This window comes from Paraburkholderia panacisoli, assembly GCF_008369935.1.
GTDB lineage: Bacteria > Pseudomonadota > Gammaproteobacteria > Burkholderiales > Burkholderiaceae > Paraburkholderia > Paraburkholderia panacisoli.
Map to the genome: position 1 here is coordinate 1 of NZ_VTUZ01000019.1, position 12,658 is coordinate 12,658.

General features: G+C 62.9%; 13 protein-coding genes and 1 pseudogene. 8 read left to right on the forward strand and 6 right to left on the reverse strand.

The window, feature by feature from the left end; genetic code table 11:
- Positions 1–436 precede the first annotated feature (436 nt).
- The 3 genes and pseudogenes from FVF58_RS54805 to FVF58_RS54815 all read left to right on the forward strand — a co-directional run.
- Entirely contained in the window at positions 437–1,033 is a 597-nt protein-coding gene (locus tag FVF58_RS54805; protein WP_425468967.1) for a hypothetical protein, read from the forward strand.
- A 515-nt stretch (positions 1,034–1,548) separates the two neighbouring features.
- Positions 1,549–1,755 (forward strand): hypothetical protein, encoded by a 207-nt coding sequence (locus FVF58_RS54810; RefSeq protein WP_425468968.1) that lies wholly within the window; start codon positions 1,549–1,551, stop codon positions 1,753–1,755.
- A pseudogene (locus tag FVF58_RS54815) lies at positions 1,706–2,640 on the forward strand (helix-hairpin-helix domain-containing protein); the annotation flags it as partial. The gene FVF58_RS54810 and the pseudogene FVF58_RS54815, both read left to right, overlap by 50 nt.
- Positions 2,641–2,682: 42 nt before the next feature.
- On the opposite strand, the gene FVF58_RS25850 reads toward FVF58_RS54815, so the two are convergent.
- Both FVF58_RS25850 and FVF58_RS25855 read right to left on the reverse strand, forming a co-directional pair.
- Positions 2,683–3,603 carry a dTDP-4-dehydrorhamnose reductase family protein gene (locus FVF58_RS25850; protein ID WP_149672676.1) on the reverse strand — a complete coding sequence of 307 codons (921 nt, stop codon included), beginning with the start codon at positions 3,601–3,603 and terminating at the stop codon, positions 2,683–2,685.
- A 13-nt stretch (positions 3,604–3,616) separates the two neighbouring features.
- Positions 3,617–3,850, reverse strand: coding sequence for a heavy-metal-associated domain-containing protein (locus FVF58_RS25855; RefSeq protein WP_149672677.1), 234 nt, complete (start codon positions 3,848–3,850; stop codon positions 3,617–3,619).
- Positions 3,851–3,975: 125 nt separating this feature from the next.
- Here FVF58_RS25855 and cueR point away from each other — a divergent pair, with 125 nt between their 5' ends.
- Positions 3,976–4,398 (forward strand): Cu(I)-responsive transcriptional regulator, encoded by a 423-nt coding sequence (cueR, locus tag FVF58_RS25860; protein ID WP_149672801.1) that lies wholly within the window; start codon positions 3,976–3,978, stop codon positions 4,396–4,398.
- 298 nt (positions 4,399–4,696) lie between these two features.
- Positions 4,697–4,843: a DUF3563 family protein gene (locus FVF58_RS25865; protein WP_149672678.1), complete on the forward strand. Its 147-nt coding sequence runs from the start codon at positions 4,697–4,699 to the stop codon at positions 4,841–4,843.
- A gap of 127 nt (positions 4,844–4,970) precedes the next feature.
- Here the strand turns inward: FVF58_RS25865 and FVF58_RS54455 are convergent, their stop codons facing one another.
- On the reverse strand, positions 4,971–5,339 hold the full coding sequence (locus FVF58_RS54455; RefSeq protein WP_188130929.1) for a hypothetical protein: 369 nt from the start codon (positions 5,337–5,339) through the stop codon (positions 4,971–4,973).
- A gap of 338 nt (positions 5,340–5,677) precedes the next feature.
- Between FVF58_RS54455 and FVF58_RS25875 the strand changes: the two genes are divergently transcribed.
- Positions 5,678–6,718 carry an ABC transporter substrate-binding protein gene (locus FVF58_RS25875; protein WP_149672680.1) on the forward strand — a complete coding sequence of 347 codons (1,041 nt, stop codon included), beginning with the start codon at positions 5,678–5,680 and terminating at the stop codon, positions 6,716–6,718.
- A 241-nt stretch (positions 6,719–6,959) separates the two neighbouring features.
- Here FVF58_RS25875 and FVF58_RS25880 read toward each other — a convergent pair whose 3' ends face one another.
- On the reverse strand, positions 6,960–7,805 hold the full coding sequence (locus FVF58_RS25880; RefSeq protein ID WP_149672802.1) for a 23S rRNA (adenine(2030)-N(6))-methyltransferase RlmJ: 846 nt from the start codon (positions 7,803–7,805) through the stop codon (positions 6,960–6,962).
- A gap of 211 nt (positions 7,806–8,016) precedes the next feature.
- Positions 8,017–8,988 (reverse strand): potassium channel beta subunit family protein, encoded by a 972-nt coding sequence (locus FVF58_RS25885; protein WP_149672681.1) that lies wholly within the window; start codon positions 8,986–8,988, stop codon positions 8,017–8,019.
- Between the two features lie 226 nt (positions 8,989–9,214).
- Here FVF58_RS25885 and FVF58_RS25890 point away from each other — a divergent pair, with 226 nt between their 5' ends.
- Together FVF58_RS25890 and FVF58_RS25895 are read left to right on the forward strand one after the other, a co-directional pair.
- Entirely contained in the window at positions 9,215–10,012 is a 798-nt protein-coding gene (locus FVF58_RS25890; protein ID WP_149672682.1) for a 3-hydroxybutyrate dehydrogenase, read from the forward strand.
- A gap of 10 nt (positions 10,013–10,022) precedes the next feature.
- Positions 10,023–11,261, forward strand: coding sequence for a DUF3734 domain-containing protein (locus FVF58_RS25895; protein WP_149672683.1), 1,239 nt, complete (start codon positions 10,023–10,025; stop codon positions 11,259–11,261).
- 117 nt (positions 11,262–11,378) lie between these two features.
- On the opposite strand, the gene FVF58_RS25900 is transcribed toward FVF58_RS25895, so the two are convergent.
- Positions 11,379–12,578, reverse strand: coding sequence for an amino acid aminotransferase (locus tag FVF58_RS25900; RefSeq protein ID WP_149672684.1), 1,200 nt, complete (start codon positions 12,576–12,578; stop codon positions 11,379–11,381).
- Between the last annotated feature and the right edge of the window lie 80 nt (positions 12,579–12,658).

Genomic DNA, 12,658 nt, shown 5'->3' on the forward strand with positions numbered 1-12,658 from the left:
ATTGCCCGTGTGAAAGTAGGTAATCGTCAGGCTCCCCCGCAGTGAACAGAAACCCCACCCCCAAAAGGTGGGGTTTCTGCGTTTGGGGCGCCCGAATCCGGTGGGCGCAACGGCAGAAAACGGTTGCGAAACCGCGCTCCATCCTCTCCCCGCACGTCACGGCTTCCCGATCCGCTACGCCCCGTCCTGATAATTCTGTCAGTTTCCTAGACTACAACGTACGCCGATGCCGGGTGCGTGTTATGAGTGCGCTCAAGTGAGCACCTGGCGCTGTGGGCCGTTGCTCACCCATTGAAGCAGGATGGCATCGGGGCGGTCCTCGTATGGTTTCCGAATGCGCGCCGATAAGGTCAGAGGTCTGCAAGCGGCGGCTCAAGAGTCGCGTTCGCGGGGACCCGCCGAGGCAGCCTCGCAATCCTCACCAGCGCCATTGCGAATGATCTGCGAACCGTTGTTACCCGCCAATGCGCAGACGATCAACCGTCGACAATGGCTGCAGGAGATCGGCCTGTCGATCGATATCTTCAAGCGCCGAGGAGCTCCGCTGAACCTCTTCGCTTCGTTCTTCCTTTACAAAGCGTCCTGTTGCCGGAGAACGGAATCGGCGGCCATCAAGGACCAAAGCTCAAACATGTTGTGGATCGCAGTCACATTGCCGCGCTTGTCGCTGGAAGCGGTGAAGCCTCTCACGCCGCTTCCGGATGGTTCGCTCGCCAAACCGAATCGGCGTGAGCCGAGCGACAGGGCAAGCCTGTCTCAATCCGCCGGCGACATCAACGAGAGGCGTTGTTATGGGCTGGCCGGTCACGCGGACATTCTAATACCGGTTCTCGACGCATTGCGCGCTGGAGTCCAGGCGGGCCGTTTGCGTTCATGCGCATTGGCGCTGGCGCCAGGACTGAAGCTGCTTGCCGCCGATGCAACCCGCGAAACTCAGGCATCCGAAGCGATAGCGCTTGCGTTGCTGACACATGCCCGAAAGTATCGCTTGCCGACGCGCATATCTTGTTGCTGGAAGTCGGTTCCGGCTTGAGATTGTCGGAGGTCTGCGCACGTCGTTTTCGCGGGTGTCGGGCACGGTGGCGGAGTTCGGCTATACGGCGCGCATCGCTTGTGCGCCGAGCGTCCGGGGCGCGTGGCTATTGGCGCAGGCACGCGCCGCCAGGCACGGACGTCGCTGGCATCTGGTGAAAGAGACTTCGCTCGCGCATGTTCTCGAGGGTTTATCCGTAGCGTTGCTGCTGGTGGCGCAGGCGCATCGCGATGCGTTCTCGCATGTCGGCTGCACGACGCTTGCCGATTGCGCCGGTTGCCAAGGTCGGGCGTGGTGCGTCGTTTCGGCAGCGGGATTCTTGATCTGCTCGCACAGGCGTATGGCACGCGGGCGGACCCGCGCGAATCGTTTCGTGCACGGCGTCGTATTATGCGCAACTAGAGTTGCCGTCGCGGGTCGATAACGCCGATGCATTGCAGTTCACCGCGCGTTGGCTGATTGTGCAGTTGGCCGGTTGACTGAGCGCGCATCATGCGGCCCTCAGCGGTTATACGTTGCTGATCGAGCATGAATCGGCGTCGCGTCATGCGCCGAAGACATCGAGTTTGAAGGTGGCGTGGGCGATACCATCGAGCGATGCCGAGCATCTGATCTGGCTGTTGCGAGAAAAGTTGACTCAGACCGTGCTGGCGGCGCCGGTCATCGAGTTGAACCTGTTTGCATCGTCACCAGGCCTTACTATCCGCGCAGCAATTGTGTGATCTGTCGCTGCGGCATGACGGTGAGCCGGACGATATGGCGCGCGGCGAGGCGCTTGAGCGCACGCGTGTTTCAACCGTCGAACACCTATGGTTTGCGCGGTCCCGCGATGCGCGTCGGCATGCATCTGATCAAGGGCCTGGCGCAGGGGGGCGCCGAGCGCATCGTGGCCGCTCGCAACGACGCGCAGTTTACCGATGTCGACGATCTGTCACGTCGCACGGCATTGACGCGGCGCGATCTCGAAGCGCTTGCCGTGGGGAATGTGTTCGCCAGTATCGCGGGTCATCGGCGCGAAGCGTGGTGGGCCGAGACCGCGCAGCACACGGTGCCGAAGCTGCTGCGCGATGCGCCGATCGCGGAACCGCCGCTCGCGTTGCCGCAGGCAGCGGAAAGCCGCGAGATCGTCGACGATTACGCGAGCCTGGGCCGGACGCTCAATCGTCATCCGCTCGCGTTGTTGCGTTCGCGCGTCCCGCAACAGCGTTTTCGCACGGCGGCTGAACTTGCCGCGTGCCGACATGGCACGCTGGCGCGGGCGTGCGGGGCATCGCCACCGTGCGGCAGCGGCTGGGCACGGCGAGCGGCACCGTGTTCGTTTCTCTCGAAGACGAAAACCGGTTCGATCAATGTGATCGTCTGGCCGTCGCTCGTGCAAAAGCAGCGCGAGGCGTTGCTGGGTTTATCGTCGCTGGGGTCTACGGTGTCTTGCAGCGCGACGGCGGCGTCGCCACTGACGGCGACCTCGCCGACAGTGTGGGGATTCAGATCGGGCGGCCCAGGGGGAACGGAAAAACAGAGGCGAAGTGATCGATCTCGTCGCCGATCGTCTCGAGGATCGCAGCGAACTGCTCGGCGAACTGTCCACGGCTAGCCGCGATTTTCATCGCGGCCGGCTGGCCGTGCCCTGGCACGCATCCATGCCAATGTCAGGCGTGCGTCTCGCCGCGCCACGGAAACGCGGCCAACACTTGCCGGATCGCCGTGTCGAACGGCGTGCGGCGGCCGATCCCGAGCGCGTCGAGCTGGCTCGACGCCAGGTGGCAGTTATGCGGACGAGGGGTCGCATCGGCCGGCGTGGACTGCGGGCTCAGGTGCGCGTCGAGTCGCAATGCTTCGGCGAGGCGCACGGCGATTTCGTACTTGGTCATCGGTTCGTCGCCGGACCACTGCACGATGCCGCGAATCGTTTCGCCACGGGCATGCCGTTCGAGCATTTGCCGGATCACCAGTGCGACGTCCGGCGTGAAGGTGGGATAGCGGATCGCCCACGCGTCCATCACGGCCGCCTTGCCGTTCGGTGACGCCGACGCGGCGATCGCCGGCACGAGACTCGTCACCGCCGATTCCGCCCAGTCGACAATCGGCCCATACAGCAGCGGCAACCGCAGCACGCAGCCGAGGTCGGTTGCCTCAGTCAGCGCGCGCTCGCCTTCGAGTTTGCTATGTCCATACGCATTGAGCGGCGCGGGCGTGGAGTCGTGCCGGTAGGGCGGGTGGGCGCCGTCGAACACATAATCGGTGGAGATCGACAGCGTCCAGGCGCCGCGCCGGCCGGCGGCCGCGGCCAGGGTGCGCACCGCATCGACATTCAGCGCGCGGGCCAGCGCCGGGTCATGCTCGCACACATCCGGCCGACGCTCTGCCGCGGCAATCACCAACGCGTGCGGCGCTTCGCGTTCGACGAATTGCTCGACTGCCTGAGCGTCGCGAATATCCAGCGCGACAGTGTCCGGCCCCGGCCTGCTGAACGCCGTGGCAACGACTTGCCAACGGGTCTGCTGCGCCAGTTCGTTGACGAGCGCGCGGCCGAGCAGCCCCGAGGCGCCAATTACGGCAACTTTGAACATGATTCGCACTCGCTTAGCGGGCTGCGCCGCCGGTTGCCGTTCCGTTCTCGACGGCGGCGACCGTGTAACCGGCCTCGTCGATGGCGGCCTTCAGCAGGTCGACCGGTTGCGCCGAATCGACTGTCACGCGGCCGGACGCGAGATCCACCCGAACCTGCGCGGCGGCATCGTGCTCACGAATGGCGTTTGTGACGGCCGTGACGCAATGCTGGCAGCTCATGCCTTCTACCTGAAATTCAATTGTCATCGAGATTGCCTTTGAGGGAATCGTGTTGCGATAGTTGAATTATGCCTGCCGAACCGTATTCGAGTCGCTGGACCCTCCCATCATAGGAAGGTGTACGATCGACTCACACCTTGGGGGAAACGGTCATGAATATCGGGGAAGCGGCCCGCACGTCGGGCGTCACGGCGAAGATGATTCGCTATTACGAAAGCGTTGGCTTGCTGGCGGCAAAAGGACGGACGAGCGCCGGCTATCGCGTTTACGGCCCGCAGGAGGTTCATTCGCTGCGCTTTATCCGGCAGGCGCGCCGGCTCGGCTTTCTAGTCGAAGATATTCGGCGGCTACTGGCGCTGTGGCACGACCGCTCGCGCGCCAGTGCCGAAGTGAAGCGGATTGCACTGGAACACGTCGCGGAACTCGACCGCCGGATCGCCGAACTCACCGATATGCGCGACACGCTGGCGCATCTGGCCGACCACTGCCATGGCGACGACCGGCCTGACTGTCCGATCATCGAGCGACTTGCCGATACTGATCTGGTTTCGGGGGAAGGTTGCCACCCGGTGTGATCGCAAGCGGCGTTGGTATGGCTGGTGAATAACTGTGTTGCAACTGGATCGGGCCTGCACCAATAATGTGCTAAAAAATCAGGGCGACATCCGAGAAAACTAAAATTCGCTCATGAATCGAATTAAATCAACCGTTTGCATGCGCTGCGAGCGTGCACCATTCCAAAACGGAATGCACATCATGCGGGCATTTCACTTCCAAGGTTGTACGTCAGGGCTATAATGCGGGTTAACCCTTTTACGGGAAATCCCTGATGTCCAATTCACCGGGGATTCAATCTGATCCTTGGAGAACATCATGTTTGCACACCTTCTTGAAAAGCTGAGCACCTGGTTTGAAACCGCAGAACGTAGCCGTCGCGAAGCCTACCTGGCATCGTCGTCGGATATCGTTCAGCTCGAACAGCGTATCCGCTCGCTCGAAACCAACGGCTACTCGCTGTAAGTTTCTGTTGCTTCGAGTTGGCCCGCCGACACTCGGTGTGCGGCCATCGCAGTAAATGTGAAGCCCCGTCATGCGGGGCTTTGTCACATCTGGCCTCTGAAATTTCCCGCCGTACGGGGTCCGGCGCTCATGTCTGGCGAATATCGACTAGCCTGGCGGATAACGCCGGGGTAAGGTAAGACGTTTTCCTTGGCAACCCGGCAACCTCAAACCCGACAGGTCCGCCCATGTCCTGCGTCCGCTCACAACAATCTCCCCAATCCCTTTTGGCCGCGGCCATTGCGGCCGTGCTGACGACGGTTTGCGTCGCGTCGAACGCGTTCGCCACGCCGGACAGTGCTCGCAGGCCCGTGATCATCGACTCGCACGGCGGTATCAACAATGGCCAGAGCGGCTCGGTGGTCCAGACCGGGCCGCTGTCCTGGGAGCCGATCGTCGGTGCGCAGCCCATTGCGGCGCCCACCGAGTTGGCGCCGGAATCGTCGCCACCGGTCATGGTCGCGCCTTATATTCAATTGCCCGTAGGCGGCGGTTCGCCGCCATGGCCGCAGCCTCGTCCGACGCCTCTTCCGCAATAAGCGCATTCGGCGCGAGTGCTGGCCGCAAGTTCTGCGCGGCTTCCGTTGACCCTTTGCCCCAACCGGGTGCTCTGGCTGGCGGTCGTGTACCGCACTCGCCCTCATGCATGCGTGACAAGTGGCATTGGGGTTTGGGCGCATGGCGCGCGTAAAACCGTCCGACGACAATCGTTTCGCGGTGTGCCTCCGGTGGCCCGAGCCTCGCCTCTTGCGCAGCGTCACCGCTTCGAACGAAAAGAAAACAAGGAGACAACAAATGCCCACTCACTCGATGCGGCGCGTAACGAGCGCCTTTGTGACGCTACTCGCGCTGGCGGTGCTGCCGGGCGTCGCGCTCGGCAAGGACACGCCGGAGAAACCCGCGCTGACGATGGCCGTCGGCGGTTTGCCAGGCCTCTACTATTTGCCCGTACTGACGGCGAAGCAGTTGGGCTACTTCAAGGACGAAGGTCTTGACGTCACGCTCGAAGATTTCGCGGGCGGATCGAAAGCACTGGAAGCGGTGGTGGGCGGGAGTGCCGACGTGGGCGCGGGGGCGTACGAACACACGCTGTTCATGCAGGCCAAGGGCCAACACTATCGCGCGTTCGTGCTGATGGGCCGCGCGCCGCAGATCGTCGTCGCGGTGCTGAAGTCGAAGGCCGACCAGATCAAGACGCTGGCGGACTTCAAGGGCGCGAAAGTCGGCGTGAGCGCGCCGGGCTCGTCGACGGATCTGGTGCTGACCGTGGCGCTGCGCAAGGCCGGTGTGCAACGCAGCGATATTTCGGCGATCGGCGTGGGCAGCGGCGCGACGGTGCTGGCGGCGGTGAGCAGCGGTCAGATCGATGCGCTGTCCAACGTCGATCCGATGATGACCAAACTGACACGCAGCGGCGCAATCAAGGTGCTGGTGGACACGCGCACGGTGAAGGGCACGCAGGAGGTGTTCGGCGGGACCATGCCCGCGGCGACGCTCTATGCGTCGGAGAGTTTCATACAGAAGAATCCGAAGACGACCCAGGCGCTCGCCAATGCGATCGTACGCGCCAACCACTGGCTGCAGACCGCGAGCGATGCCGATCTGCTGAAGATGGTGCCGCCGGCCTATCTGCTCAACGACTCGGCGCTCTACGTCGAAGCCTTTCACAACGTGCGTGACGCGTATTCGCCGGATGGTTTGATGCCGGAGGACGGTCCGGCGACTTCGTTGCGCGCGCTGGCGTCGTTCGATAACCGGCTCGAGCCGAAAAAGATCGACCTGAACGCGACCTATACCAACGACTTCGCCCGTAAGGCCGCTGCGCAACTGAAGTGATGTGAACGCGCAGGCGGTTGGGGGGAAGGCCGGTTGCGCGTCGTGCGCCGTGCTTTGGCGGAAGAGGCGCGCACGGCCTGCGACCGATTCGCTTGCCGCACCGCATGCGCGTTAAACCCGGAGCATGGGCGACAGGGTGGGGCAACAAAGCTCGTGCGCCGCGAGGCGCGCGGTGGTTGCTGCAATCCAGCGGGGAACCTCAGCAGCCGGGCCTCAGCAGGTACGCCTCAGTCGCCAAACCTCAATCGCCGCGATACTCCACCTTGAACCCGGCCGCCTTGTCCTCGCCGAGCGCTTTGACGAGCCAGGGCATCTGCTCTTTCAGCATCTTCGCCAGCGTGTACGGCGGATTCAGGATGAACATGCCGCTGCCGAAAAGTCCAAAGCCGTCTTCCGGCGGATTGCTGACGGTCAGGCTCACGTGGAGCCAGTTACGCTCCTGCAGCTTCTTCAGCTGATCGGGAAAGCGCTGCGATTCCGGACGCTTGACCTGCGGATACCACACGGCATAAGTGCCGGTTGGAAAGCGCTTGAGACTCTCCTCGACGCAGCGCAGCGTGCGCGTGTAATCGCGCTTGTCTTCATACGACGGATCGAGCAATACCAGCGCGCGGCGCGGCGCCGGAGGCAGCAGCGCGAGAATGCCGTCGAAGCCGTCGCCCGCGAAAAGCATCGCCCGGCGGCCCGCGTCGCGAAAATTGTGGCGCAGCACGTCGATTTCGGTCGTGTGCAGTTCGAACAGACGCATGCGGTCCTGTTCGCGCAACTGCCGCCACGCGATGTACGGCGAGCCGGGATAGAAGCGCAACTGGCCGTCCGGATTGAGCGCGCTCACTTCTTCGACATAGTCGGCCAGGAGCGGCGGCAGATCGTTGCGCTCCCACAGTCTGGCGATGCCGGTCTGGAATTCGCCGGTCTTGGTCGCGTAGCCTTCCTTCAGCGAATAGACACCGGCGCCCGCATGCGTGTCGATATACCAATAGGCTTTGTCTTTCTGGCCGAGGTAGCGCAGTAGCTGCAACACGACGGCGTGTTTCAGAACGTCGGCGTGATTGCCTGCATGAAAGGCGTGGCGGTAGCTGAGCATGATGAGGAAACGCTGAAAGAGGGCATGCCGGTCCACGGCGGATTCGGCGGTGCGGGTGCAATGCGGCGGCACGACGGGCAAAGGGCGCCGGTGCACAGCGCGGCCGCGTATTGTACGCGACGCCGCGTTGCGCTTCGGCGTGAGTTCGCGGCAAGTTCCGCTTGACGGGGCCGCCGCCTCGGCCATGCTACGCGCACCGGCGCGCATCTGCTCAGTCGTAGGCGTCGCCGACGATCTCCTCGATCCGCTGCTTGATCTCCGGCGTGATCCGCGCAGCCACGTCGGCAGCTTTCATGTTTTCGCCGATCTGCTCGACCCGCGACGCGCCGGTAATCACCGTACTGACGTTCGGATTCTTCAGAATCCACGCGATCGCGAGCTGGCCGATCGTGCAGCCCAACTCGTCGGCGACCGCGCCCAGCTTGCCGACCACGGCGTTCTTCGCGGCGTCGGTGACCTGCTGCCGCAGCCAGTCGTAGCCTTGCAACTGCGCACGGCTATCCGACGGCACGCCGTCGCGGTATTTGCCGGTGAGCAGGCCGGATGCCAGCGGGCTCCAGGTGGTCAGCCCGAGGCCGATATCCTCGTAGAGCCGCTTGTATTCCTGCTCGACGCGTGTGCGGTGGAACAGGTTGTACTGCGGCTGTTCCATGACCGGTTTGTGCAGATGGTGCCGCTCCGCAATCTCGTAAGCGGCGCGGATTTCATCGGCGCTCCATTCGGACGTGCCCCAGTACAGCGCCTTGCCGCGCGCGATCATGTCGCTCATCGCCCAGACGGTTTCTTCGACGGGCGTATTCGGATCGGGACGATGGCAGAACACCAGGTCCACATAGTCGAGTTGCAGACGCTTGAGCGACGCGTCGACCGCGTTCAGCAGATATTTGCGGTTTAGCGTGTGGTGCTGGTTCGGCGCTTCCGTGAGCCCCCAGAAGAACTTCGTCGACACCACATAACTCACGCGCGGCCATGCCAGTTCCTTCAGCGCCTGGCCCATGATTTCCTCGGATTTGCCGCCGGCGTAGACCTCGGCGTTGTCGAAGAAGTTGACGCCCGCGTCGCGCGCTGCCGCCAGCGATTCGCGCGCCGCGCGATGATCCACCTGATTGCCATAGGTGACCCACGAGCCGATGGACAGTTCGCTGACTTGCAGGCCCGAACGGCCCAGACGTCGATAATTCATGCATTCCTCCTTGTTGGTGGTGCCACGGGAATTGCGCAGAAGGCGTCCAGTTTAAAGAGATCTCGCGCGATGTGCGTTTTACCTATGGAGTTCGCAGGGTTCATGCACAATAGCAGCGTTGGCCGCAGTGCAGCATCCACCGGACGGTCTATGCCGTTTGGCCGGCTTCACGACGCTTGCGGCCTGTGTTTTCATTGCTCATCAATCAACTGCATGGAGGTTCTGGATGTCGTCTCTGAACACGAATCTGAATGGCAAGGTTGCCGTGGTCACCGGTGCGGCAAGCGGCATCGGCAAGCAGATTGCGCTGACTTTGTCCGCGTCGGGCGCGGCGGTCGCGATCGCCGACCTGAACCAGGACGGCGCGAACGCGGTCGCTGAAGAAATCACCAAAGGCGGCGCCAAGGCAATCGGCGTGGCGATGGACGTCACCAGCGAGGAGGCCGTCAATCAGGGCATCGACAGGATCGCCGCGGAACTCGGGTCGATCGACATTCTCATTTCCAACGCCGGCATCCAGATCGTCAATCCGATCGAAAACTATTCGTTCTCGGATTGGAAGAAGATGCAGGCGATCCACGTGGATGGCGCGTTCCTCACCACCAAGGCCGCGCTGAAGCACATGTACAAGGACGACCGCGGCGGCATCGTGATCTACATGGGCTCGGTCCATTCGCACGAAGCGTCGCCGCTGAAGTCCGCTTATGTGACGGCCAAGCATGCGCTGCTCGGTCTCGCACGCGTGCTGGCGAAGGAAGGCGCGAAGCACAACGTGCGCTCGCATGTGGTGTGTCCGGGTTTCGTGCGCACGCCGCTCGTCGACAAGCAGATTCCCGAGCAGTCCAGGGAACTCGGCATCAGTGAAGAAGAGGTCGTCAAGCGCGTGATGCTGGGCGGCACGGTCGACGGCATTTTCACCACGGTCGAAGATGTCGCGCAAACGGTGCTGTTCCTGTCCACCTTCCCGACGGCGGCACTGACTGGCCAGTCCTTCATTGTGAGCCACGGCTGGTATATGCAATAAGGAGGTGCCCATGGCGCAGCGCAATCTCAAGCGGGCACGCGTGGGTGCGCCCGGCGACGGGGAAGGCGAGGGCGCCGGTGCGGCGTCCGCCGCACGGCCCGGCCGGCAAGTCCATTTGCCCAACTATGAAACCGTCGCGCTGATGCTGCAGGGCGGCGGTGCGTTAGGCGCGTATCAGGCCGGTGTCTTTCAGGGGCTTTACGAAGCCGGCATCGAGCCGAACTGGCTAGCGGGCATTTCGATTGGCGCATTGAACACGGCCATCATCGCCGGCAATCCGCCCGGCAAGCGCGTCGAGCGGTTGCTGCAGTTCTGGGAGACGATCTGTCAACCGGCGTTCGGGCCACCGTTGCCGGCTTTCATCGAGCACGCGCTTTTCAATTCCGGCGAGGCCCTGCGCAAAGCCTTCACGGCAACCCAGGCGATGGGCGCAATTGTCGAAGGGCAAAAGGGCTTTTTCGTGCCGCGTTTTCCGCCGCCATTGCCCACGGTGTCCGGGCCGCCGCAAACGGCCAGCTACTACGACACCGCGCCGCTGAAGGCAACCCTCGAAGCGCTCTGCGATTTCGACCGCATCAATTCGGGTGAGACGCGCGTGTCGGTGGGCGCGGTCAATTGCGGCACGGGCAATTTTGCGTACTTCGACAACACGCACACCACGCTGAGGCCCGAGCACTTCATGGCGTCAGGCGCATTGCCGCCAGGCTTTGCGGCAGTCGAAATCGACGGCCAGTACTACTGGGACGGCGGTTTGATGTCGAATACGCCGCTTTACGAGGTGATTCAGTCCACTCCGCGTCGCGACACGCTCGCGTTCCAGGTCGATCTGTGGAGCGCGATCGGACCGGTGCCGGACAACCTCACCGATGTTCAGGGGCGCATGAAAGACATTCAGTATTCAAGCCGCACGCGACTCGTGACCGATATGCTGCAACGCTCGCAGCGATTCCGGCACGTGCTGCGCGAGGTGCTGGAGCGCGTGCCGTCCGACCAGCGTGACGACCCGTGGTGCAAGCTGGCGGAAGAGCTCGCCTGTTCGAAGCGCTACAACGTGATCCATCTGATCTACCGGCAGAAGGAGTACGAAGGGCAATACAAGGACTTTCAGTTCGGCCTGTCGACCATGCGCGAGCACTGGCAAAGCGGTCTGGACGACATTCGCCGTTCGCTCGAACATCCCGACTGGCTCGACATGCCCGATAACGACGCGGGTTTCGTCACGCACGACATCCATCGCGATTCGCGCTGAAAGTACTGCCGTGGCGGCAAATAAAAAACGGCGCCCTTTCTGAAAGGGCGCCGTTCTCGTTCTAACAGCGGTTGCAGCAGACAGAGCGCGCGACGAACGCCCGCGCCCCGAAACGCATTACTTCAACACGTGAGCGATCGCATTGGCCACCACGTCGAGGTTGCGTGTGTTCAGCGCAGCCACGCAGATGCGGCCGGTGCTCACGGCGTAGATGCCGAACTCTTCGCGCAGACGGTCCACTTGCGGCGCCGTCAGGCCCGAGTACGAGAACATGCCGCGCTGTGCTTTCACGAAGCTGAAGTCGCGATCCACGCCGCTTGCCTTCAGGCGTTCGACCAGACCGTTGCGCATTGCGCGGATACGGTCGCGCATTTCGGCCAGTTCCGCTTCCCACGTGGCGCGCAGTTCGGGCGATGCGAGCACCGCTGCGACTACCGAGCCACCGTGCGTCGGCGGGTTCGAGTAGTTCGTGCGGATCACGCGCTTCAGTTGCGACAGCACGCGTGCAGCTTCTTCCTTGCTTGCGGTGATGATCGACAGCGCACCGACGCGCTCGCCGTACAGCGAGAACGACTTGGAGAACGACGACGAGACGAACACGTTTAGTTCCGATGCCACGAACAGACGCACGGCAGCCGCGTCCGCTTCGATGTTGTCGCCGAAGCCCTGGTAGGCGATGTCGAGGAACGGCACCAGATTGCGCGCCTTGACGACTTCGACCACCTGCTTCCATTGATCGACAGTCAGGTCGACGCCGGTCGGGTTGTGGCAGCAAGCGTGCAGCACGACGACCGTGCCTGCGGCATAGCTGTTCAGCGCGCTCAGCATGCCTTCGAAGTTCACGCCATGCGTGTGCGCGTCGTAGTACGTGTACGACTCGACTTCGAAGCCTGCGCTTTCGAACAGCGCGCGGTGATTTTCCCAGCTTGGGTCGCTGATCGCGACCTTGCCGGTCGGGTTCAGGCGCTTCAGGAAGTCCGCGCCGATTTTCAGCGCGCCCGTGCCGCCCAGTGCCTGCGCCGTGACGACGCGGCCCGCTGCGATCAGCGGCGAGTCGTTGCCGAGCAGCAGCTTCTGCACGGCGGCATCGTAAGCGGCAAGGCCTTCGATCGGCAGATAGCCGCGCGGCAGCGCGGCCTCGACGCGGGCCTTTTCAGCTTCGCGCACGGCGCGCAGCAGCGGAATCTTGCCTTCTTCATTGAAGTACACGCCAACGCCCAGGTTGACCTTGGTGGCGCGCGTATCGGCGTTGAAAGCTTCGTTCAGGCCCAGAATCGGGTCGCGGGGAGCAAGTTCGACGGCGGAGAACAGAGACATGGTGGGTGGGCAGCAGTAGTAAAAAGAAGGCGGCTCCGAGCGCGGGCGGCCCAGCCTGAAGCGTTTGATGTAGACACGCA